Annotated in this window: 32 protein-coding genes; 4 read left to right on the forward strand and 28 right to left on the reverse strand. The window is 63.1% G+C overall.

What is annotated here, in order from left to right:
* Window positions 1-77: 77 nt before the first annotated feature.
* Window positions 78-1,148, reverse strand: a complete 1,071-nt coding sequence (locus RIdsm_RS19125) for a 3-deoxy-7-phosphoheptulonate synthase (protein WP_057819212.1) — start codon at window positions 1,146-1,148, stop codon at window positions 78-80.
* Between the two features lie 445 nt (window positions 1,149-1,593).
* On the opposite strand from RIdsm_RS19125, the gene RIdsm_RS19130 reads away from it, so the two are divergent.
* Window positions 1,594-2,415: a sulfotransferase domain-containing protein gene (locus RIdsm_RS19130; protein WP_074940606.1), complete on the forward strand. Its 822-nt coding sequence runs from the start codon at window positions 1,594-1,596 to the stop codon at window positions 2,413-2,415.
* 82 nt (window positions 2,416-2,497) lie between these two features.
* Here the strand turns inward: RIdsm_RS19130 and rplQ are convergent, their stop codons facing one another.
* The 9 genes from rplQ to rplO all read right to left on the reverse strand — a co-directional run bounded on the left by rplQ (window position 2,498) and on the right by rplO (window position 8,594).
* A complete protein-coding gene (rplQ, locus tag RIdsm_RS19135; protein WP_057819214.1) occupies window positions 2,498-2,917 on the reverse strand; it encodes a 50S ribosomal protein L17 in 420 nt (139 codons plus the stop codon).
* 153 nt (window positions 2,918-3,070) lie between these two features.
* A complete protein-coding gene (locus tag RIdsm_RS19140; RefSeq protein WP_057819216.1) occupies window positions 3,071-4,087 on the reverse strand; it encodes a DNA-directed RNA polymerase subunit alpha in 1,017 nt (338 codons plus the stop codon).
* A gap of 115 nt (window positions 4,088-4,202) precedes the next feature.
* Complete coding sequence (gene rpsK, locus RIdsm_RS19145; RefSeq protein WP_057819218.1) at window positions 4,203-4,601, reverse strand: 30S ribosomal protein S11; 399 nt, start codon at window positions 4,599-4,601, stop codon at window positions 4,203-4,205.
* Between the two features lie 15 nt (window positions 4,602-4,616).
* A complete protein-coding gene (rpsM, locus tag RIdsm_RS19150) occupies window positions 4,617-4,985 on the reverse strand; it encodes a 30S ribosomal protein S13 (RefSeq protein WP_057819220.1) in 369 nt (122 codons plus the stop codon).
* Window positions 4,986-5,187: 202 nt separating this feature from the next.
* On the reverse strand, window positions 5,188-5,547 hold the full coding sequence (locus tag RIdsm_RS19155; RefSeq protein WP_057819222.1) for a hypothetical protein: 360 nt from the start codon (window positions 5,545-5,547) through the stop codon (window positions 5,188-5,190).
* Window positions 5,544-5,939, reverse strand: coding sequence for a hypothetical protein (locus tag RIdsm_RS19160; protein ID WP_057819224.1), 396 nt, complete (start codon window positions 5,937-5,939; stop codon window positions 5,544-5,546). The genes RIdsm_RS19155 and RIdsm_RS19160 overlap by 4 nt, the downstream gene beginning before the upstream one ends.
* 59 nt (window positions 5,940-5,998) lie before the next feature.
* Entirely contained in the window at window positions 5,999-6,640 is a 642-nt protein-coding gene (locus tag RIdsm_RS19165) for an adenylate kinase (RefSeq protein WP_057819226.1), read from the reverse strand.
* Entirely contained in the window at window positions 6,637-8,007 is a 1,371-nt protein-coding gene (gene secY / locus RIdsm_RS19170) for a preprotein translocase subunit SecY (protein WP_057819229.1), read from the reverse strand. Before secY ends, RIdsm_RS19165 begins: the two co-directional genes overlap by 4 nt.
* 113 nt (window positions 8,008-8,120) lie before the next feature.
* The gene (gene rplO, locus RIdsm_RS19175; RefSeq protein ID WP_057819231.1) at window positions 8,121-8,594 is read right to left on the reverse strand and encodes a 50S ribosomal protein L15; all 474 of its coding nucleotides are present in this window, start codon (window positions 8,592-8,594) and stop codon (window positions 8,121-8,123) included.
* A gap of 489 nt (window positions 8,595-9,083) precedes the next feature.
* Here rplO and RIdsm_RS19180 point away from each other — a divergent pair, with 489 nt between their 5' ends.
* Window positions 9,084-9,794 (forward strand): vWA domain-containing protein, encoded by a 711-nt coding sequence (locus RIdsm_RS19180; protein ID WP_057819233.1) that lies wholly within the window; start codon window positions 9,084-9,086, stop codon window positions 9,792-9,794.
* Window positions 9,795-9,867: 73 nt separating this feature from the next.
* On the opposite strand, the gene RIdsm_RS19185 is transcribed toward RIdsm_RS19180, so the two are convergent.
* From RIdsm_RS19185 to RIdsm_RS19245, 13 genes are all read right to left on the reverse strand, one after another.
* Complete coding sequence (locus RIdsm_RS19185) at window positions 9,868-10,512, reverse strand: MarC family protein (protein WP_057819235.1); 645 nt, start codon at window positions 10,510-10,512, stop codon at window positions 9,868-9,870.
* A gap of 227 nt (window positions 10,513-10,739) precedes the next feature.
* Window positions 10,740-10,928, reverse strand: coding sequence for a 50S ribosomal protein L30 (gene rpmD / locus RIdsm_RS19190; RefSeq protein ID WP_057819237.1), 189 nt, complete (start codon window positions 10,926-10,928; stop codon window positions 10,740-10,742).
* A 12-nt stretch (window positions 10,929-10,940) separates the two neighbouring features.
* The gene (gene rpsE / locus RIdsm_RS19195; RefSeq protein ID WP_057819239.1) at window positions 10,941-11,519 is read right to left on the reverse strand and encodes a 30S ribosomal protein S5; all 579 of its coding nucleotides are present in this window, start codon (window positions 11,517-11,519) and stop codon (window positions 10,941-10,943) included.
* A gap of 118 nt (window positions 11,520-11,637) precedes the next feature.
* Window positions 11,638-11,997 (reverse strand): 50S ribosomal protein L18, encoded by a 360-nt coding sequence (gene rplR / locus RIdsm_RS19200; RefSeq protein WP_057819241.1) that lies wholly within the window; start codon window positions 11,995-11,997, stop codon window positions 11,638-11,640.
* 11 nt (window positions 11,998-12,008) lie between these two features.
* Window positions 12,009-12,542 carry a 50S ribosomal protein L6 gene (gene rplF, locus RIdsm_RS19205; protein WP_057819243.1) on the reverse strand — a complete coding sequence of 178 codons (534 nt, stop codon included), beginning with the start codon at window positions 12,540-12,542 and terminating at the stop codon, window positions 12,009-12,011.
* A 12-nt stretch (window positions 12,543-12,554) separates the two neighbouring features.
* Window positions 12,555-12,947 (reverse strand): 30S ribosomal protein S8, encoded by a 393-nt coding sequence (gene rpsH / locus RIdsm_RS19210; protein ID WP_057819245.1) that lies wholly within the window; start codon window positions 12,945-12,947, stop codon window positions 12,555-12,557.
* Between the two features lie 13 nt (window positions 12,948-12,960).
* Complete coding sequence (rpsN, locus tag RIdsm_RS19215; protein WP_057819247.1) at window positions 12,961-13,266, reverse strand: 30S ribosomal protein S14; 306 nt, start codon at window positions 13,264-13,266, stop codon at window positions 12,961-12,963.
* 17 nt (window positions 13,267-13,283) lie between these two features.
* A complete protein-coding gene (gene rplE / locus RIdsm_RS19220; protein WP_057819249.1) occupies window positions 13,284-13,847 on the reverse strand; it encodes a 50S ribosomal protein L5 in 564 nt (187 codons plus the stop codon).
* Window positions 13,840-14,151 (reverse strand): 50S ribosomal protein L24, encoded by a 312-nt coding sequence (gene rplX / locus RIdsm_RS19225; RefSeq protein ID WP_057819252.1) that lies wholly within the window; start codon window positions 14,149-14,151, stop codon window positions 13,840-13,842. The genes rplE and rplX overlap by 8 nt, the downstream gene beginning before the upstream one ends.
* Window position 14,152: 1 nt before the next feature.
* Window positions 14,153-14,521, reverse strand: coding sequence for a 50S ribosomal protein L14 (gene rplN, locus RIdsm_RS19230; protein WP_057819253.1), 369 nt, complete (start codon window positions 14,519-14,521; stop codon window positions 14,153-14,155).
* A 66-nt stretch (window positions 14,522-14,587) separates the two neighbouring features.
* A complete protein-coding gene (gene rpsQ, locus RIdsm_RS19235) occupies window positions 14,588-14,818 on the reverse strand; it encodes a 30S ribosomal protein S17 (RefSeq protein ID WP_057819255.1) in 231 nt (76 codons plus the stop codon).
* A gap of 11 nt (window positions 14,819-14,829) precedes the next feature.
* Window positions 14,830-15,033, reverse strand: a complete 204-nt coding sequence (rpmC, locus tag RIdsm_RS19240) for a 50S ribosomal protein L29 (RefSeq protein WP_057819256.1) — start codon at window positions 15,031-15,033, stop codon at window positions 14,830-14,832.
* Between the two features lie 404 nt (window positions 15,034-15,437).
* Window positions 15,438-16,058 carry a 2OG-Fe(II) oxygenase family protein gene (locus tag RIdsm_RS19245; protein ID WP_057819259.1) on the reverse strand — a complete coding sequence of 207 codons (621 nt, stop codon included), beginning with the start codon at window positions 16,056-16,058 and terminating at the stop codon, window positions 15,438-15,440.
* 109 nt (window positions 16,059-16,167) lie between these two features.
* Here RIdsm_RS19245 and RIdsm_RS19250 point away from each other — a divergent pair, with 109 nt between their 5' ends.
* Both RIdsm_RS19250 and RIdsm_RS19255 read left to right on the forward strand, forming a co-directional pair.
* Complete coding sequence (locus tag RIdsm_RS19250) at window positions 16,168-16,863, forward strand: class I SAM-dependent methyltransferase (RefSeq protein ID WP_057819260.1); 696 nt, start codon at window positions 16,168-16,170, stop codon at window positions 16,861-16,863.
* Between the two features lie 451 nt (window positions 16,864-17,314).
* Window positions 17,315-18,193 carry a hypothetical protein gene (locus RIdsm_RS19255; RefSeq protein WP_057819263.1) on the forward strand — a complete coding sequence of 293 codons (879 nt, stop codon included), beginning with the start codon at window positions 17,315-17,317 and terminating at the stop codon, window positions 18,191-18,193.
* Window positions 18,194-18,327: 134 nt separating this feature from the next.
* Here RIdsm_RS19255 and rplP read toward each other — a convergent pair whose 3' ends face one another.
* The 5 genes from rplP to rplB are packed head-to-tail and all read right to left on the reverse strand — an operon-like array spanning window position 18,328 to window position 20,970.
* Window positions 18,328-18,741 (reverse strand): 50S ribosomal protein L16, encoded by a 414-nt coding sequence (gene rplP, locus RIdsm_RS19260; RefSeq protein WP_057819264.1) that lies wholly within the window; start codon window positions 18,739-18,741, stop codon window positions 18,328-18,330.
* A 13-nt stretch (window positions 18,742-18,754) separates the two neighbouring features.
* Window positions 18,755-19,462, reverse strand: a complete 708-nt coding sequence (gene rpsC / locus RIdsm_RS19265; protein ID WP_057819266.1) for a 30S ribosomal protein S3 — start codon at window positions 19,460-19,462, stop codon at window positions 18,755-18,757.
* Window positions 19,462-19,842: a 50S ribosomal protein L22 gene (gene rplV, locus RIdsm_RS19270; RefSeq protein ID WP_057819268.1), complete on the reverse strand. Its 381-nt coding sequence runs from the start codon at window positions 19,840-19,842 to the stop codon at window positions 19,462-19,464. Before rplV ends, rpsC begins: the two co-directional genes overlap by 1 nt.
* A 3-nt stretch (window positions 19,843-19,845) precedes the next feature.
* The gene (gene rpsS / locus RIdsm_RS19275) at window positions 19,846-20,124 is read right to left on the reverse strand and encodes a 30S ribosomal protein S19 (RefSeq protein ID WP_057819270.1); all 279 of its coding nucleotides are present in this window, start codon (window positions 20,122-20,124) and stop codon (window positions 19,846-19,848) included.
* Between the two features lie 3 nt (window positions 20,125-20,127).
* Entirely contained in the window at window positions 20,128-20,970 is an 843-nt protein-coding gene (gene rplB, locus RIdsm_RS19280; protein ID WP_057819271.1) for a 50S ribosomal protein L2, read from the reverse strand.
* Window positions 20,971-21,414: the final 444 nt, after the last annotated feature.

The raw sequence follows: 21,414 nt of genomic DNA on the forward strand, positions 1-21,414 counted from the left end.
TATGCTGGGCTCGCGGGCGGAATGCAAGCTGTCAGAGGGTCGCCGGGCCCCTGTGCAGGGCCCGGCCCGAGGCGGCGTCAGCCCGCCTTGCGGGCCAGCCGGCCCCGCCGCATCCGCACGGCGTCGGCCAGGCCGTGCAGCGCGGTTTCCGTCTCGGCCCAGCCGAGGCAGCCATCGGTGATCGACTGGCCATAGACCAGCGACCCCTGCCCCGTCTTCTGTGCCCCGCCGACAAGGTGGCTTTCCACCATGACGCCGGTGATCCGGTGATCGCCCGCCGCCACCTGCGCGCCGATCTCCTGCAGCACCTTCGGTTGCTTCTCGGGATCCTTGCCGCTGTTGGCATGGCTCGCGTCGATCATCACCTGCGGCCGCAGCCCGTCTTTCGCGATCTTCGAACACGCCACCTCGACAGACCCGGCATCGTAATTCGTGCCGCCCCCACCGCGCAGGATGACGTGACAGTCAGAATTCCCACCGGTGCCGACGATGGCCGCCTGCCCCTCTTCGGTCAGCCCCATGAAATGGTGCGGCTGCGCGGCCGAGCGCACGGCGTCGATGGCGATCTGCACATTGCCGCGGGTGCCGTTCTTGAACCCCACCGGGCAGGAAAGGCCCGAGGCCATCTCGCGGTGGATCTGGCTTTCGGTCGTCCGCGCCCCGATGGCGCCCCAGGCCACGAGATCGGCAATGTATTGCGGCACGGTGGTGTCGAGGAACTCGGTCCCCACCGGCAGCCCCATCTCGGCCAGCTGCAACAAGAGCGTGCGCGCCGTCTCGATTCCCTCGTTGATGCGGAACGAGCCGTCGATGCCCGGATCGTTGATCAGGCCCTTCCAGCCGCCGATCGTACGGGGCTTCTCGAAATAGGCGCGCATGACGATTTCCAGCTCACCCGACAGCTCGTCGCGCAAGCTGCGCAGCCGCCCGGCATATTCCACCGCCGCGACGGGGTCGTGAATCGAGCAGGGCCCGACCACCGCGATAATCCTGTCGTCGCGGTGGTCGAGAATGGCGCGGATGGCCTCGCGGCCGTCCTGCACGGTCTGGGCCGCCAGGTCGCTGACGGGGTGCCGCTTGCGCACTGTCGCCGGGGAGAGAAGTTCGTGCATCCTGGTGATGCGGGTGTTCTGGGTCGTGATCGCCATGGGGTTTGTCCTTCGGGCTGGCCCCCGGCGGAGACATAAAAAAAACCGCCGGTGAGGGCGGTTCGGTTTGGTGTTTCACTGTCAACGTTGTGTCAGAACGCGCAGACCCTTTCCGCCGCCATATGGCTCGGAGCATAAAAATACCAGAATGCGGCAAAGGTGCGTGTCATGGAGGGCACGCTAGCGGGGCCTTGCTGCCATGTCACGCGGAAAATCCGGCACCCCGCCAAAAAACCACCTGACACAAACAGCCTGCGAAACGGGCATTGGCTGGCAAGCCTGCCGGTTCCGCAGCACCTCGCGATTTCGTGTAGACGGCCGGGCCGGGCCGGCGCTCGGCCCGTCTTGCCGCACGGCAAAGGCCGCGCATTACAGTTTTGCAACGGATTTATGACAGTCCGGCCACGGGCGCCCTGCGCCCTCCCCCAAAGCACTGGTTTTACGTATGAATAAGAGCCTCGTCTGGTTGGCCTCATTCCCGAAATCCGGGAACACGTGGCTACGCATTTTCCTCTCGAACTACCTTGTCAACGACGCCGCCCCGGTCTCGCTGAACGACATCACCCGCATCGCCCATGGCGATTCCAACGCCGCGCTCTACCGGCGCATCCTGCCCGATCTCGAACGCCGCTCCGAGATCGAGATCCTGCGGGCGCGCGGGGCGCTGCTGGCAACGATCGCGGGCAACGGCGCCGGCATCAACCTGATCAAGACGCATAACGTGAATGGCAGGCACCTGGGCATGCCGCTGATCCCGCAGCACCTGACGAAATCCGCGATCTACATCGTGCGCAACCCGCTGGATGTCACCCTGTCCTATGCCCGCCATTTCGGCATCGACCCCGAACAGGCCGCCCGGTCGATGGCGTCGGCCGGCAACCGGACGAAAGCCGACAGCGACTCGGTGCCGCAATATCTCGGCTCCTGGGCCGAGAATGTCAGAAGCTGGGCGTGCCATCCGCCCTTTCCCGTCTGCGTGCTGAAATACGAGGACATGCTTCTCGACCCCGAAGCCAGCTTTGCCACCGCGCTGACGCATCTCGGCGTGCCGGTCGACAATGAACGGCTGGTGCGGGCGATCGAGCATTCGCGGTTCGAGCGGGTGGCGCAGCAGGAGGCGGAACAGGGCTTCCTCGAGCGCCCGCGCCGGGCCGAACGGTTCTTCGCCGTCGGCAAATCCCGACAGTGGGACGGGGTCCTGCCCGGCAAGCTGGTGGATACCATCCGCCGCCACCATGCCGAGGTGATGGGCGCGCTGGGATACTGAGACAGGCCTGTCGCGGGACAAAAGAAAACCCCCGCCGGCGGCACCGGCGGGGGCTGAAACGGCCCGGACAGGGCGGCGTTTCTTATTCTTCTTCGGCATCCTCGAGCGCGACGCGCTCCTTGTCGGCCTTGCCCTTGGCGTCGAGGTCGCGGTCGACCAGCTCGATGATCGCCATCGGCGCCATGTCACCATAGCGGAAGCCGGCTTTCAGAACGCGGGCATAGCCGCCCGAGCGTTCCTTGTAGCGCGGGCCCAGCACGTCGAAAAGCTTGGCGACGTGGATGTCCTGCTTGAGCTGTGCGGCGGCCTGGCGGCGCGCATGCACGTCACCGCGCTTGCCCAGCGTGATGAGCTTGTCGATCACCCGCTTCAGCTCTTTCGCCTTGGGCAGGGTGGTCTTGATCTGTTCGTGTTCGATGAGCGAGCCGGCCATGTTCGCCCACAGCGCCTTGCGGTGCTCGTGGGTGCGGTTCAGGCGGCGATAGCCTCGTGCGTGACGCATGTTTCTTACTCCTATGTGCCCTCTACGGGCGGTTTTGCTTTGTCTGGCCGGCGATGCGTGTCACCGGCTCTCCTTGGGGCTCGAGGCCCGGGGTGCGGTGGGTTGGCACCCACCCTACGATCTCCCGTAGGGTGGGTGAAACCCACCATGGTCTTAAAACTGATCTTCGAATTTCTTCGCCAGATCCTCGATGTTGTCCGGCGGCCAGTCCTCGACATCCATGCCGAGGTGCAGACCCATGCCGGAAAGCACTTCCTTGATCTCGTTCAGCGACTTGCGGCCGAAGTTCGGGGTGCGCAGCATCTCGGCTTCGGTTTTCTGGATCAGGTCGCCGATATAGACGATGTTGTCGTTCTTCAGGCAGTTCGCCGAGCGCACCGAAAGCTCCAACTCGTCGACCTTCTTGAGAAGCAGCGGGTTGAACTCCAGCCCGTCGTCCTCGTCCTGGCGGCCGGCGGATTCGGGCTCTTCGAAGTTGACGAAGATCGACAGCTGGTCCTGCAGGATGCGGGCGGCATAGGCCACCGCGTCGTCCGGCGTGACGGAGCCGTCGGTGTCGACCTTCATGGTCAGCTTGTCATAGTCCAGCACCTGGCCTTCGCGGGTCGGCTGCACGTCGTAGCTGACCTTGACGACCGGCGAATAGATCGCGTCGACCGGGATCAGGCCGATCGGCGCATCTTCCGGCTTGTTCTTGTCGGCGGCGACATAGCCCTTGCCCTGGTTCACGGTCAGTTCCATGAACAGGTCGGCGCCCTCGTCGAGGTGGCAGATCACGTGATCCTTGTTCAGGATCTCGATGCCCGCGCTGTCGGTGATGTCACCGGCAGTGACGACGCCCGGCCCCTTGGCCGAGATCGACAGGCGCTTGGGCCCTTCCACTTCCATCCGCAGGGCAACGCCCTTGAGGTTCAGGACGATGTCTGTCACGTCTTCGCGCACACCGGCAACCGACGAGAACTCGTGCAGCACGTTGTCGATCTGCACCGAGGTGATCGCGGCGCCCTGAAGCGACGACAGCAGCACGCGGCGCAGCGCGTTGCCGAGGGTCAGACCGAAGCCGCGTTCCAGCGGTTCGGCCACGACGGTGGCCTGACGCAGCGGGTCGTTGCCCGGCTTCACATCCAGCTGCGTCGGCTTGATCAGTTCTGCCCAGTTCTTGTGGATCATGCGTTCCCTCCATTCCTGTTCTCGGCCCCATGTCCGAAGGCCAAGAACGCCCGAGGTTTAAAATGACGGAATGGGGCCGTGAACAAACACGCGGCCCCACCGATAGACGGTAAGATCAGACCCGGCGGCGTTTCGGCGGGCGGCAGCCGTTGTGGGCGATCGGGGTGACATCACGGATCGAGGTGATGTTGAAGCCGATCGCGGCCAGCGCACGCAGGGCACTTTCACGGCCCGAACCGGGGCCCTGAACCTCGACGTCGAGGGTTTTCATGCCATGTTCCTGCGCCTTGCGGCCCGCATCTTCGGCAGCCATCTGGGCGGCGTAGGGGGTCGATTTGCGCGAACCTTTGAAGCCCATGGTGCCGGCCGACGACCAGGCAATCGCGTTGCCCTGCACGTCGGAGATCAGGATCTTGGTGTTGTTGAAGGAGCTGTTCACATGCGCCACGCCGGTGGCGATGTTCTTCGAGACCTTTTTCTTGCCGCGTTGAGCGCGGCGGGTATCACGTGCCATATCTGCTGCCCTCCCTTACTTCTTTTTGCCGGCGATGGGTTTCGCCGGGCCCTTGCGGGTGCGGGCGTTGGTGTGGGTACGCTGACCGCGAACCGGCAGGTTCCGGCGGTGGCGCAGACCACGGTAGCAGCCGAGGTCCATGAGCCGCTTGATGTTCATCTGAACATCCCGGCGAAGGTCGCCTTCGACGGTGTAGTTGGCGTCGATATGCTCGCGCACGGCAAGCACTTCGGAGTCGCTCAACTCGTTCACCCGGCGGGTGAGGTCGATGTTGACGGCTTCGCAGATGGCCTTGGCCGAGGAATGGCCGATACCAGTGATATAAGTCAGGGCGATCGGGACCCGTTTGTGGGTCGGGATGTTAACGCCGGCGATACGTGCCAAGTGTCGTGTCCTCTTGTGTTGCGGTTCCGTAGTGCCAGAACCTTTTTTCACAACGTAGGCCCGAGACGGTTCCGTCCGGGCCGCAGCTGATACAGGTGGTCGATTCGATCTCGGGTGCGACCCGAAAGGGAATCATTTTCTCTCATGAGATGGTGGTGCTTAGGAGCAAATGCCAAGAGCGTCAAGCCCCCGGCAGAACTTGTCAGGCACCGCAGAGAAAATAGGTCTGCGGGGCGCCTGTTTCGTCCTCGTATACATATAGAACACCCGGCTCCGATTGAAAAGTGCGCAGCACGAATACCTTCGGGAAAAGCGCGCCGGGCTCCTCGCAATAACCGGGGCGGATATGGGTTTCGTCGCTGGTCCAGTCGGGGCGCGGAATGGGCTCGGACAGCTCGCAGTAATATTCGATCTCCGAGAACCATTTGCCGTCGAAACTCATGCCCTTCTCATGCCGCTCGATCATCTCCAGTCCGCACAGCGCCCGGTCGGTCACGAAATCCATTTCCGCCCGAAGCGGCGTGGCCACCACGCACAGCGCAAGCGCAACCGCCCCCCTCATGGCCGGTCACACGCGACGAAGGGCACCGTCTGGTCGAACCCGCTGATATTCAGCGTCGCGTTATCGGCATCCGAATAGGTCAGCGTGAAATCCCCCTCCCGCGTCTCGCCATTGGCATTGGTGCAACTCCCCGACTGCGCCTCGGTCTTGCCCGGTGCGCCGATCAGGCTGAACTCTCCGTCGAACTGACAGGAAATCACCGTGCCCTCCAACGCCCCGTGATCGAGGATCAGGTGCGCGTCGTCCAGCGCATGAAAGGCCGCGCCATCCCCGCCCAGACCGTCGAAGAACGCACAGCCCTTGGGCCCGAAGATGTGAAGACGCGGCTGGTCTGCGGCACTCGCGGCGGTGGCGATCAAGGCGGCAAGGGCCGCCGGGGCAATGACACGCATGAAAAAACCTCCGGCCAATCAGGCCGGAGGTTACAATCAATTCGCGACTGCGCCAAGCGTCAGGAAAGCGCGCCCTCGATGGCGGCCGAGACGTCGTCGATCTCGCCCAGCCCGTCGACCGTCTTCAGCTGGCCCTTGGCATAGTAATAGCCAATCAGCGGCGAGGTCTTCTTGTAGTATTCCATCAGCCGCTGCTTGAGGCTGTCGGCATTGTCGTCGGCCCGGCGCTTGACCTCGGTCGAGCCGCAATTGGCGCATTTGCCATCCTCGGGCCAGGGCTTGGTGATGTCGTTGTAGACAGCACCACAACCGCCACAGGTCGAGCGGGCGGTGATGCGCTCGACCAGCGCGTCGTCATCCACCTGCATCTCGACGACGGCATCGAGGCCCTGCCCCTGCTCCTGCAGCAGCTCGGCCAGCGCGTCGGCCTGGGCCAGCGTGCGCGGGAAGCCGTCGAAGATGAACCCGCCGCCATTGTCCCCTTGGATCTTCTCGCGGATCAGGCCGATGACGATCTCGTCGGTGACCAGGTCACCGCGTGCCATCACTTCGGCCACGACCTTGCCCATCTCGGTGCCGCTGTCCTTTGCTTCCCGCAGCATGTCGCCCGTGGAAAGCTGGATCATGCCCCGTTTCTCGACAAGGATGTGCGCCTGTGTGCCTTTGCCCGCGCCGGGCGGTCCAAGAAGAATAATGTTCATCGGCGAGCCGTTCCTTTCCGGCGGGCGCGCTTGCGGCCCTTGCCACTCAATTGCGATTTTTCAATGAGGCCCTCGTACTGGTGCGCCAGGAGATGCGACTGCACCTGCTGGATCGTGTCCATGACAACCGACACCACGATGAGAACCGACGTCCCGCCAAAATAGAAGGGGATGGCGAATTGGCTACGCAGAATTTCCGGAAGGAGACAAACTGCCGCAAGGTAAGCCGAACCAAGCACAAGGATGCGCGAGACCACGTATTCGAGATACTCCGCCGTCCGCTTGCCGGGGCGGATGCCCGGGACGAAGCCGTTCTGGTTCTTCAGGTTGTCGGCCACCTCATCGGGCTTGAACGCCACGTTGTAGGTGTAGAAATACGCGAAGAACACGATCATGCCGGCGAAGAACACCAGGTACAGCGGCTGCCCGGGCCCGAAATAGGCCAGGATGGTCGACATGACCGGGCCGGAATTCTGCCCCGAGAAGGTCGACAGCGTCACCGGCAGAAGCAGCAGCGACGAGGCGAAGATCGCCGGGATCACGCCCGCCGGGTTCACCTTCACGGGCAGGTGGCTCGACCCGCCGTCATAGACCTTCATCCCCACCTGGCGGCGCGGATACTGGATATGGATCTTGCGCAGCGAGCGTTCCATGAACACCACGAAGGCGATCACGGCCACCACCATCAGCAGCACGCCCACGATCACCGCCGGGCTGATCGCGCCGCTGCGGCCGCTTGCGAAGAACTGTGCCAGCGCCGCCGGGATCTCGGCGATGATGCCCACGAAGATGATCAGCGAGATACCGTTGCCCACGCCCCGCGCGGTGATCTGCTCGCCCAGCCACATCAGGAACATCGTGCCGCCGACCAGCGTGATCATGCAGGCCGCCACGAAGAACGGCGTCGGCAGGTCGGGCTGCACCAGCCCGCCCGAGACAAGGCTCATGGCCAGGCCGTAGGATTGCAGCGTCGCAAGGCCAACCGTCCCGTACCGGGTATACTGGTTGATCTTCTTGCGCCCCTGCTCGCCCTCTTTCTTCAGCTGCTCCAGCGCCGGCACCATGGCCGTCATCAGCTGGACGATGATCGAGGCCGAGATGTAGGGCATGATGCCCAGGGCAAAGATCCCCATCCGCCCCAGCGCCCCGCCGGTGAACATCGACAGCATCCCGCCGATCCCCTGGCTGGCATCCTCCATGAACTGGCGAAGCTCGGCCCCGTCGATCCCGGGCACCGGGATATAGGTGCCGAGGCGATAGACGATAAGCAGGGCGATGGTGAAAAGGATGCGCTTGCGAAGATCGGTGGCCTTGCCGAGGGCGGACCAACTGGTGTTGGCGGCCATTTGTTCTGCTGCAGATACCATGCGCGGTCTCTTCTTTTCAAAAACGAACGCCGCCAGAGCCGTTTTCCGGCTTAGGCGGCGTCCTAAGGAAAACTAGGGGGTATGTAAGCGGCTCGCACGCCGCTCACAACCTCTTATTCGGCCGCCTGCGCGGTTGTGACATTCAGAGAGCCACCCGCTTTTTCGACGGCTTCGACCGCCGATTTCGACGCGCCGGTCACCTCGAGCGTCAGCTTGCCGCTGATTTCACCCTTGGCGAGAACCCGGATACCGTCGAGCTTGCGGCGCACGAGGCCGCTTTCGACAAGCACGTCCTCGGTGATCGGCTGGCCGGCGTCGATCTTCTTGGCGTCGACGAATTTCTGGATCAGGCCAAGGTTCACGACCGCGTATTTCTTGCGGTTCGGCTTGTTGAAGCCACGCTTGGGCAGACGTTGATAGAGCGGCATCTGGCCGCCTTCATAACCCTTGATGGCCACACCCGAACGGGATTTCTGACCCTTGATACCGCGGCCGGCGGTTTTGCCCATGCCCGAGCCCGGGCCACGGCCAACACGTTTGCGGGGTTTGGTCGCGCCCGCGTTATCGCGCAGTTCGTTCAGTTTCATATCGCTTCTCCTGAGCCGGATGTGCCCCCCGAAGCGGGTGAGGACAACCTCGGCATGTCTTGGTTTACGAGTCGGGCCCATCCCGGGCCACCGGGCGCGTATAGACGGGTTGCGCAGGCGGATCAAGGGGCGTGTGCGGGGCCGCTGACGTCACGGGGCAGACCCGCGGCGCAGACCCTTTGTCAATGCAATACAAGCCGGTCTTGCTCTCCCGCCGTTGAGGAGCCGCGCATCGACGGGCCGTGGCGCGGCGAACCGACGGTGATAGCTGCCAGTTTATGCCTGCCAAGTACATCCAACTTTCGAGCGTGGCACTCCAATTGCCAAATCGCCGTGCCGTCGGGACGGCCCGTCGATGCGCGGCGGGCTTCGCCCTTTGTTCCGCGCAGGGCCATCCAGAACCGAAATCTCGCGGCGCGCGGTCCCAGCCGAATCCGCCCCCCACCAAACCCGATTGATTTCTCGCCCTCCGCGTTATCTCCTTCCCCCATGACCCTCCGCGCCGCCCTCCTCGCCTCGGCCCTCGCCCTATCGGCCAGCCCCGCCGCCCCAAGCTGCGCCGCCGATGCCATGCTGGTCTTCGACGGCTCCGCCTCCATGGCCGAGATCGGCGCCGACGCCACCGCCCCCACCCGCATCGCCGAGGCCCGCACCGCGCTCCACCGCGCCATGCCCCAGATCGCCCCCTTTCGCCGCGTGGGCCTCCTCGTCTACGGCCCCGGCGGCACCGAAAGCTGCACCGGCATCGACCTGCGCTTCCCACCCATCCCCGACGCCGCCGACGCGGTGACAGGCGCCATCGACACCCTGGCGCCGCAGGGCCTCACGCCGCTCGCCGCCTCCGTTCTCGCCGCCGCCGAAACGCTGGACTACCGCGGCACCCCTGGCATCGTGGTGCTGGTCACCGACGGCAACGAAACCTGCGGCGGCCGCCCCTGCGCCCTCGGCGCGACACTGGCGGCGGAAGGCTATGACCTCACCGTCCACGTCATCGGCTTCCGCGTGGTCTACGACCCGTTCAGCTGGAACAGCCCCGAGGCCGAGGGCTATGACGGCATGACCGTCGCCAAATGCCTCGCCGACCGGACGGGCGGCATGTACGTCTCCACCGAAACCGTCGACGAACTGGCGGCCGCCCTGCGCGAGACGCTGGGCTGTGCGCTGATCGGTCGGGCCCGCCCCGGCCCCCGCGCCGGCTGACCGTGGGGTGGGTAAAACCCACTGCTGCCCTACCCCGCGCCTGACCGTGGGGTGGGTAAAACCCACCGCTGCGCTACCCCGCCCCGGCGAGGTTCAGCACACCGACAACCTCCAGCCCGTTCAGCACCGAATCCACCGCCACCGTCGCCAGGATCATCCCCATCACCCGGCTGATCACGTTGGCGCCGACGCTGCCGATCACCCGCTTCAGCGGGCCTGCCATCAGCAGAAGCAGCAGGGTGATCAGCAGGACCAGCATCAACAAGCCGGCCGTAACCGCCTGATCCGGAATGGAATTCCGGTTGTTATCGGTCAGGATGACAATCGCCAGCATCGCCCCCGGCGAGGCGATCGACGGCATCGCCAGCGGGAACACCGCGCCGCTCATGTGGTCTTTCTCGGCCGCCTCGATCTCGCGCTCGGCCTTGGGGTCGCCAAAGATCATCTGCAACGCGAAGATGAACAGGATCAGCCCGCCCGCGATCTGGAACGACCCGAGCCTGAGCCCGATCGCCTCGAGCACGATCTGCCCCAGCACGAGGAACGCCATCAGCACGATCGCGGCCACAACCACGCCCCGCACGGCCAGCTTCCAATGCAGCTTCTCCGGCACACCCGCAGCGGCGAAATAGAACACCGGCAGCGTGCCGATCGGGTCGATCACGACGAAGAGCGTGATGAACTCACGGATCAGGGTTTCAAGGTCAATGGCGGGCAATTCGGCGGGTCTCCGGGGGGCTTTTCCCCTTGTGGCAGAAGGTCCGCGCCGGAGCAACGGGAGGAATGCCGCAGCCCCCCGGGCCGGCCCCCGAGCCGGGACCTCGCGCGGCGCCTTCGGCGCTATTCGGGCGGGCACCGTCACACAACCCCAAAAGAAAAACGCCCCGGCCATCACTGACCGGGGCGTCTATCCGTAGGGTGGGTGTCAACCCACCTCACCCAAACTCAACCGCGCTCTTCGACGATTTCCACCAGGTGCGGGATCTTGTTGATCATGCCGCGCACCGAGGGGGTGTCTTCCAGCTCACGGGTCTTGTGCATCTTGTTCAGCCCCAGGCCAACGAGCGTGGCGCGCTGTTCCTTGGGGCGGCGGATGGGAGAGCCCACCTGCTTGACGACGATGGTTTTGGCCATGTCCCTGTCTCCTTACGCTTCCGCGGCCGTGTCGGCCGGGTGTTCGCCCTTCGGACCTTCATCCCGTTTCAGGATGTCGGCGACCTTCTTGCCGCGGCGCTGTGCCACGTGACGCGGGCTTGCCTGGAACTGCAGCGCGTCCAGCGTGGCACGGATCATGTTGTAGGGGTTCTGCGTGCCGACCGACTTGGCCACCACGTCCTGAACACCCAGCATCTCGAACACGGCACGCATCGGACCACCGGCGATGATACCGGTACCTTGCGGGGCGGTGCGCATGATCACCTTGCCGGCGCCGTGACGGCCGTAACCGTCATGGTGCAGCGTGCGGCCTTCGCGCAGCGGCACGCGGATCATGCCGCGCTTGGCTTGCTCGGTGGCCTTGCGGATCGCCTCGGGCACCTCTTTGGCCTTGCCCTTGCCGAAACCCACGCGGCCCTTCTGGTCGCCCACGACGACGAGAGCTGCAAACCCGAAGCGCTTGCCGCCCTTCACGGTTTTCGAAACACGGTTGATCGCGACAAGGCGATCGGCGAATTCCGGCGCTTCGTCGCGATCGCGACCTCCGCGGCGGTTGTCATCTCTTGCCATCTGGCATCCTTTCCTGGCGCCCTCACGGGCCTAGAATTTGTCCAATCCAGGTGTCGAAAGGCCTCGTGCCCCCGACCCGGATCATCGAGGCGCCCCGGTAGACCGGAGCGCCTGCGCCTTAGATTTTCAGGCCGCCTTCGCGCGCGGCATCCGCCAGCGCCTTGATCCGGCCGTGAAACAGGAACCCGCCGCGGTCGAACTGGGCTTCGGTGATGCCCGCCGCCTTGGCACGTTCTGCGATGGTGGCGCCGATCTTCTTCGCCGCATCCATCGTGTTCTTGCCGACGAAGCCGAGATCCTTCTCGAGCGTCGAGGCCGAAGCCAGGGTGACGCCGTTCACATCGTCGATGATCTGCACGCTCATGTTTTTCGACGAGCGGTGCACGCTCAGGCGCGGACGCCCGGCATTGACCTTGCGAAGTTTGCTCCGAACGCGCAGGCGGCGTTTCTGGAACAGTTGTCTTTTGCTGTTTGCCATCTGTCGCGTCCTTACTTCTTCTTGCCTTCCTTCTGGAAGATATACTCGCCCTTGTAGCGGATGCCCTTGCCCTTGTAGGGCTCCGGGCGCCGCCAGTCGCGGATATTGGCCGCGACTTCACCGACGAGCTGCTTGTCATGGCCCTCGACCACCAGTTCGGTGGGCTTCGCGGCCGTAACAGTGATACCTTCCGGGATCGGGAAATCGACGTCGTGCGACAGGCCGAGGTTCAGTTTCAGGATGTTGCCCTGAACCTGTGCCCGGTAACCGACGCCCTGGATTTCGAGCTCTTTCTTGAAGGGCTCTTTCGATCCGTGAACCAGGTTGGCGATGATCGTGCGGCTCATGCCCCACTGCTGACGCGCGCGCTTGGATTTGCCGCGCGGCGCAACGGTGATCTGGCCGTCCTCGATCGCGATGGTGACGTCATCGGTGAAGGTGAAGCTTTTCGTCTGCTTCGGGCCTTTCACCTCGATCGTCTGGCCGCTGAGCGAGGCAGTGACGCCATCGGGCAGGGCCACGGGTTGTTTACCGATACGAGACATAATCAGGCCTCCTTAGAATACGGTGCAAAGCACTTCGCCGCCAACGTTGGCCGCCCGTGCGTTTGCATCCGACATCACACCCTGCGGGGTCGAGACAATCGACACGCCGAGGCCCTGACGGACCGACGGAATGTCCTTGACGCCCATGTAAACCCGGCGGCCGGGCTTCGAGACCCGCTTCATCTCGCGGATGGCGGGGGCGCCTTCGAAATACTTCAGGCTGACCTCGATCGCGGGGTGGCCGCGGCTGTCGGTGGCATCTTCGAAGCCACGGATATAGCCCTCGTCCGCCAGCACGTTCAGCACGCGCACGCGCATCTTCGAGGCCGGCACCATGACGGTGGACTTGCCGCGCATGCCCGCGTTGCGGATACGGGTCAGCATATCGCCGATAGGATCGTTCATCTCATGTCCCTCCTTACCAGCTCGACTTGACCACGCCCGGCATCTGACCGGCCGAGCCCAGGTCGCGCAGGGCGATCCGGCTGACTTTCAGCTTCCGGTAGTAGGCATGCGGCCGGCCGGTGAGCTGGCAGCGGTTATGCAGGCGGGTGGCCGAGCTGTTGCGCGGCAGTTCCGCCAGCTTGAGCGAGGCACGGAAGCGTTCTTCCATCGGCTTCGACTCGTCGCTGATGATTTCCTTCAGAGCGGCACGCTTGGCGGCGTATTGCTTCACCAGGCGCTGACGCTTCTTCTCGCGTTCGATCATTGCTTTTTTAGCCATGTCAAATTCCTCCCGGCTCAGCTGGTGAAGGGCATGTTGAAATGCTTCAACAGCGCCTTGGCTTCAGCGTCGGTCTTCGCCGTGGTTCCGATGATGATGTCCAGGCCCCAAACCTCGTCGACCTTGTCGAAGTTGATCTCGGGGAAGACGATGTGCTCCTTCAGGCCCAGGGCATAGTTGCCGCGGCCGTCGAAGGATTTGCCCGACACGCCGCGGAAGTCGCGGATCCGGGGCATCGCGATGGTGATCAGGCGATCGAGGAATTCGTACATCCGGTCGCCGCGCAGGGTCACTTTCGCACCCAGCGGCATGTCTTCACGAACGCGGAAGCCGGCGATCGACTTCTTCGCCTTGGTGACGACGGCCTTCTGACCGGCGATCAGCGTCAGGTCTTCCTGGGCCGACTTGGCCTTCTTGGAATCCTTCACCGCCTCGGCGCCGCAGCCGATGTTCAGAACGATCTTGTCCAGCCGCGGGATCATCATGTCGTTCGTGTAACCGAACTCTTCCTTCATCGCGGGGCGGATCGTCTCGCGGAACTGCTGGCGCAGGCGCGGGGTGTAATTCTCGGTATCAAGCATCGATCACGTCCCCCGTGGTCTTGGCGAAACGCACCTTCTTGTCGCCGTCCATCTTGAAACCGACGCGGGTGGGTTTGCCGTTCTTGTCGAGCATCGCCAGGTTGCTCAGGTCAATCGGCATCGCCTTGGGAAGGCGGCCGCCCTGGCTCTGCTGGCTCTGGCGGGTGTGGCGGATGGCCATGTTCACGCCGTCGACGACGGCCTTGCCGGCTTTCGGGTCGACGGAAGTGATCGTGCCTTCCTTGCCCTTGTCCTTGCCGGAGATCACGACGACCTTGTCGCCCTTCTTGAGTTTAGCAGCCATCTTACAGCACCTCCGGGGCGAGCGAGATGATTTTCATGTAGTTCTTCGCGCGCAGCTCGCGGACGACCGGCCCGAAGATACGGGTGCCGATCGGGTCACCTGCGTTGTTCAGGATGACGGCGGCATTGCGGTCGAAGCGGATTGCGGTGCCGTCTTCACGACGGATTTCCTTGGCGGTGCGCACGACGACGGCCTTGCGGACATCGCCTTTCTTCACGCGGCCGCGCGGGATGGCTTCCTTCACCGAGACGACGATCACGTCGCCGACGGAGGCATACTTGCGTTTGGAACCACCCAGGACCTTGATGCACTGAACTTTCCGGGCACCGGAATTGTCAGCCACATCCAGATTGGTCTGCATCTGGATCATTTGGTTTCTCCCGACCTTTAGGGTAACGACCCCAGGGTTTCGCTCAAACCGGGTGTGCGAGAGCCTTTAGGCTTCCAGCACCTCCCAGCGTTTCGTTTTCGACTTGGGCGCGCATTCGATGATGCGCACGCTGTCGCCCACCTTGTAGGTGTTCTTCTCGTCGTGAGCCCGGTACTTCTTGGACTTACGAATGGTTTTTTGCAGCACGGGGTGCTTGAAGCGGCGCTCGACCGAAACGGTGACGGTTTGCGCGTTCGCGTCGGAGGTCACGACGCCTTGCAGGATACGCTTGGGCATGGGTGGCCTCCTTATTCCGCAGCCGCGGAAGCGGCTTTTTCGTTGAGCACGGTCAGCACGCGCGCGACGTTGCGGCGCACCGATTTCATGCGGGCGGGGTTCTCAAGCTGACCGGTCGCGGCCTGAAAGCGCAGGTTGAACTGCTCTTTCTTGAGGTTGACCAGCTCTTCACGCAGCTGGTCGGGCGTTTTGTCACGCAGCTCTGCAGCGTTCATGTCGCCATCGTCCTTCTCTCAAAACACCGGTCGGCCCCTGACGATTGGCTCAGGGTCACCTGCAAACCCGGTGGATGAATTGCAAACAAGCGAATCCCGGGGTCACCCCGGGCTCGCGGATTTGGGCTCTATAAGGGAGGTGCGGGCTCGGGGCAAGGGGGAAGTTCCGATTTCCGTAGGGTGGGTGCGAACCCACCTTGCGGCCGGACGAGAAGCCGCGCATCGGCGGGCCGCGGTGCGGCGAACCAACGGCGGTGGACGCCACTTTATCCTGGCCAAACACATCCACCCTCACGACGTCGCGCCGACCTCACCAAATCGCCGTGCCGTCGGGGCGGCCCGTCGATGCGCGGCGGGCTTCGCCCTCGATTCCGCGCGGGGAAAAAACCGAACCGTGTACTTGCCTACCCCCACCCGTAATTGAAGCTCACCGAGATCCGGTCATCCTCGGCCATGTTCGCCGGCACCTCGTGCCTGAGCCAGCTTTCCCACAGCAGAACGTCCCCCACCTTCGGCGCCTCGTAGATGAACGTCCGCAGCTCCCGCCTTGCCCCCTTCACCCGTGCCGGCGCCGCCATCATCCGGGCCGAGCGTGGGTCTTCCAGCTTCAGCGCGCTCGCCCCGTCGGGCATCGCCACGTAGGTCGTGCCGGAAATCACCGAATGGGGGTGGATATGGCTGCCATGGCTGCCCCCCTCCGGCAGGATGTTGATCCAGATATCCTCGAGCTTCAGCTCCCGCCCGTCGAGGTCGAACTCCAGGTCCTCGGCGAACGCCGCCACATGCGCATCGAGCGCCTTGACCACATCCGCAAAGATCGGAAACCGCCACGGCAGGTCGGTCAGCGACGCATAGGAGGTATAGCCCGGATACCCGTTCTCCTCGCACCAGTCCTGCCCCGCCTCGTCATCCTCGGCGATGGAATAACACGACGCTTCCAGCTCATCGGCATTGATGGAAGGCCCGTGCTCGCTGAGCGCAGCACGGTAGAGGCGGGTGACGAAAAGCGAGTCGATCTGTGGCATGCCCCTCTCCTAGCCCACCCCGCGCCCCGGTGCGAGAGGCCAATCGCCGCCGTTGAGATTTGCGCCCCCATGCGGGATAGTCCGCTCAGCCACACGAGGGAGACACCACATGGCCGGATGGATCAGCCGCCTCCGCGCCCGCCGCAAGGCGCGGGCCCTGACGCTCTACCGCTCGGCCATCTCCGACATCGACCTCGCATTGCAGCAAGAGGCCACCCGCACCACTGCCGCCTATGTCCGGCAAAACATGTACACCGTGCAATCCGTCAACCGCTGGCGCGCGGTGCATGACGTGGCCATCTCCCATGTCACGCTCGACGGGCTCGTCCTCGAATTCGGCGTCTACAAGGCCCGCACCACCCGCTACATCGCCGGAAAACGCGACTGGCACCTGCACGGCTTCGACAGTTTCGACGGCCTCCCCGAACCCTGGCGCGACGGCTTCCCCGAGGCCAAGTTCTCCCGCCCCTCCCTGCCCGACGTGCCGGAAAACGTCACCCTCCATGTCGGCCTCTTCGACCAGACCCTGCCGGCCTTCCTCGCCGCCCTGCCCTCTGCCGACCCCCCCGTGGCCTTTCTCCACATCGACAGCGACCTCTACAGCTCCGCCAGGACCATCTTCGACGCGCTCGGCCCCCGCATCGTCACCGGCACGGTCATCGTCTTCGACGAGTATTTCAACTACAGCGGCTGGGAAGATGGCGAATACAAAGCCTTCCAGGAGTTCGTGGCGGCCCGCGGCCTCACCTACAACTACCTCACCTACAACCACGAACACCAACAGGTGGCGGTGAGGATTACGTAGGGTGGGTGCCAACCCACCGTGGTCCCCCACGAACACCGGTCCCGGCCCCGAGCCGGGACCTTTTGCCAGGCAGAGGCCCCCGGGTCAAAACCGTGGCGGGCAGACCACGCAACATTCCAAAGGGTGGGTACCAACCGACTACCCTACCAAATCGATAGCACCGACCCTGTGAATATCAAACTGAACGCGGTAAGAAGTCGCTCTTGCCGGATTTGCAGATGGTTATCGGCTACTGCCACCGATGCGCATAGCCGTCGATTTCGTGCAAAAAAGGATTCAAGTTCTTCCCCATACACGCCTAAGCGGGCAGCTTTCGTCAGTTGGGGTTGAGGGAACCTTGTTGTGGCTCTTGGAACTTCGTTTTCAAAATGACACTATTCACAAGCACGCACGCTGCAGGCCAATGTGCAATAAGATCATACTTTTTATCCCGACGATTTAAGGAGGAAGAATGTCTGAAACCGAGCGATTGAATGATGAAATCAAAGAGCTGAAAAGAATAGTAACCCGCCATGATCGAGTCATCTTTCTGGCGTACGCAATTTTTGCATTGGCAATCGGTGGGGGGTTGTTCGGCGCCCACGTCTTCAACTCGTATAAACAGGCCCTGGAAGACCGCAAGACAGAATACGAGACAGCCGCTTCCGAAAGCCTTGCGCGCATTCAAGAAGTGCAAAACAAAGCGATGGCCGGTTTGGAGACTACTCCCTTGCTTTCCAAAGAGTATGTCATGGAGCAAATCAACGCCATGGGCATTGCCGACGAAATTACAAACAAGACACAAGAGAAACTCACGGCAATCGAGAAGCGCGTCGACGCACTTTCTTCGACCTTGGCGGATTTGCCTCTATCGGAACGCCCCCAGGTGGCCGGGAAGAATCCATCTTACGACAGAATAAGAACCCGCAACCTGATTATCGAAGATCCGGAAGGCAACGCTCTCATTGAGATGACAAGCTGGGATGGGATTCCGAAATTAGTATTTCAGAACTCTCAACGCCAAAAACTAATTGAATTTATTGGCAAAGATGGCCAGCCCAGAGTTTTTCTCTTCAAACCATCGGGCGCCGTAGAGGGTTCGGAAGAGGACGATGTTCGAATGGAACTCGGATACTCCACCAGCATGGGCACAACCGATATCGCAGGTCCATACATCTACATGTTTGATGATAATAACGACAAAATTCTAGGCCTATGGGCCACCGCGGATTCCAGTGCTCTTGCACATTACGAAGACGGTCAGATCGTACTTCAGCACAGAGCGGAATACGTTGACGGCAAGTTCGTGGGAAACAACCATTGGGAAAAAGAACTGGAAGAAAACGAGTAATCTAAACAAAGCCTCCAACAAACCAAAACCCCCGCCGATCTCTCGACGGGGGTTCCGAATTCTCTCGGGCGAGGCGGCCCGCAGATTTCTTCGAAATCCGCACCACCGCCTGCGCCATTCGCAAGCGAAAGACCTTACCAGTCTTCCTTGACCACGATGCGGGTCTTGATCGGCAGCTTCATCGCGGCAAGGCGCAGGGCCTCTTTCGCGATGGCGTCGGAAACGCCGTCGATCTCGAACATCACCCGGCCGGGCTTGACCTTGCAGGCCCAGAAATCGACCGAGCCCTTACCCTTACCCATCCGCACTTCGGTGGGCTTCGAGGTCACCGGGGTATCCGGGAAGATCCGGATCCAGACCCGGCCCTGACGCTTCATGTGACGCGTCATGGCCCGGCGGGCGGCCTCGATCTGGCGCGCGGTGACGCGCTCGGGCTGGGTTGCCTTGAGCCCATAGGTGCCGAAGTTCAGGTCGGAGCCGCCTTTGGCTTCGCCCTTGATCCGGCCCTTGAACTGCTTGCGGAATTTAGTGCGCTTCGGTTGCAGCATCTCTTATCCCTCCTCAGCGGCGGCCACCGGCGCCACGGGGCGCGGGACCATCCTGAAGTTCCTGGGCCTTGCGATCACGGGCCGACGGGTCGTGCTCCATGATCTCGCCTTTGAAGATCCAGACCTTGATGCCGATGATGCCGTAAGGCGTGGACGCCTCGGAATGGGCATAATCGATATCGGCACGCAGGGTGTGGAGCGGCACGCGGCCCTCGCGGTACCACTCGGTGCGGGCGATCTCGGCGCCGCCAAGGCGGCCTGCCACGTTCACCCGGATACCCAGCGCACCCATGCGCATGGCGTTCTGCACGGCCCGTTTCATCGCACGGCGGAAGCTGACCCGGCGCTCGAGCTGCTGGGCGATGCTTTCGCCAACCAGCGCGGCGTCAAGCTCGGGCTTGCGCACTTCGACGATGTTGAGGTGCAGTTCGCTGTCGGTCATCTTCGCCAGCTTCTTGCGCAGGCTCTCGATATCGGCGCCTTTCTTGCCGATGATCACGCCCGGGCGCGCGGTGTGCACCGTGACGCGGCACTTCTTGTGCGGACGCTCGATGATCACGCGGCTGACGCCGGCCTGCTTGCACTCTTCCTTGATGAACTCACGGATCTTGACGTCTTCCAGAAGAAGATTGCCGTAATCCTTCGTATCGGCATACCAGCGACTGTCCCAGGTGCGGTTCACCTGCAGGCGCATGCCAATCGGATTGACTTTGTTACCCATTAGGCTTGCTCCTCGACTTCACGCACCTTGATTGTCAGCTCCGAGAACGGCTTCATGATCCGCCCGAACCGGCCGCGTGCCCGCGGACGACCGCGTTTCATGACCAGGTTCTTGCCCACATAGGCCTCGGCGACGATCAGCTCGTCGACGTCCAGGTTGTGGTTGTTCTCGGCATTCGCGATGGCGGACTGAAGGCATTTCTTCACGTCCAGCGCGATCCGCTTCTTCGAGAAGGTCAGGTCGCTCAGCGCCTTGTCGACCTTCTTGCCCCGGATCATCGCGGCAACCAGGTTGAGTTTCTGCGGGCTGGTGCGCAGCATGCGCAGCTTCGCCATCGCTTCGTTGTCCGCCACGCGGCGGGGATTTTTCTCCTTGCCCATGGCTTACTTCCTCTTGGCTTTCTTGTCAGCCGCGTGCCCGTAATAGGTCCGCGTCGGTGCGTATTCCCCGAATTTCTGGCCGATCATGTCTTCGTTGACCAGAACCGGAACGTGTTTCTGACCGTTATAGACGCCAAACGTCAGGCCCACGAACTGGGGCAGGATCGTCGAGCGGCGCGACCAGATCTTGATGACTTCCTTGCGCCCGCTTTCGCGCGTTGCCTCGGCCTTTTTCAGGACGTAGGCATCGACAAAGGGGCCTTTCCATACAGAACGTGCCATGTCTTAGCGGCCCTTCTTCCGTGCGTGACGCGAGCGCAGGATAAGCTTCTGCGACGCCTTGTTGGTGTTGCGGGTGCGCTTGCCCTTGGTGGGCTTGCCCCACGGCGTGACCGGGTGGCGGCCACCCGAGGTGCGGCCCTCACCACCACCGTGCGGGTGGTCGATCGGGTTCATCACGACACCGCGGACAGAGGGGCGGATGCCCTTGTGGCGCATGCGGCCGGCCTTGCCGTAATCCTGGTTGCTGTTGTCGGGGTTCGACACGGCACCCACGGTGGCCTTGCACTCCTGGCGCACCATCCGCAGCTCGCCCGAGCTCAGGCGGATCTGCGCATAGCCGCCGTCACGACCGACGAACTGGGCATAGGTGCCCGCGGCGCGTGCGATCTGGCCGCCCTTGCCGGGCTTCAGCTCGATGTTGTGAACGATCGTCCCGATCGGCATGCCGGAAAACGGCATCGCGTTGCCCGGCTTGATGTCGGCGCGTTCCGACGAGACGACGCTGTCGCCGATCGCCAGCCGCTGCGGGGCCAGGATATAGGACTGTTCGCCATCCTCGTAGCGGATGAGCGCGATGAAGGCCGTCCGGTTCGGGTCGTATTCGATCCGTTCGACGGTGGCGGCCACATCGAATTTGTTGCGTTTGAAATCGACGATCCGGTAGAGCCGTTTGGCCCCGCCACCGCGGCGGCGTGCAGTGATACGTCCGGTGTTGTTCCGGCCGCCCGACTTGGTCAGACCCTCGGTGAGGGCCTTGACGGGGCGTCCTTTGTACAGCTCCGAACGGTCGATCAGCACCAGCCCGCGCTGGCCCGGCGTCGTCGGTTTATACGACTTGAGTGCCATGCTTTCTGTCTTCCGTTAGCTAACGGCGGATCGGGATCCGCCTATGTGATAAGCCCCCCGAAGGTGGCCAGGTATGTAGGGCCCCGAAGGTCCCCGGTTCGTGATGTTCTTGCGAACAATAAAAACACAGCCCCAGACGAATCCGGGGCGGCGCAGATGGGTCCGTTTAAGCGAGAGACCCGAGCGGGTCAAGCGATTAAGGGCAGAAATGCGCCGCCGGCCGCCGTGCGCCGTAGGGTGGGTGCAAACCCACCTTTGCCCCGGCCGCAAAGCCGCGCGATCGCCAGGCCGCGGGATGGCGAACCGACGCTCGTGTTGGGCACTTTATCCCTCCAAACCGAAAAACCTCCGACCGTCGCGCTGCCCTCTCCCAATCGCCAGCCCGTCGGGGCGGCCTGGCGATCGCGCGGCGGGCTGAAGCCCTTGATTCCGCGCGTGTTGCGC

The organism is Roseovarius indicus (assembly GCF_008728195.1).
Classification (GTDB): domain Bacteria; phylum Pseudomonadota; class Alphaproteobacteria; order Rhodobacterales; family Rhodobacteraceae; genus Roseovarius; species Roseovarius indicus.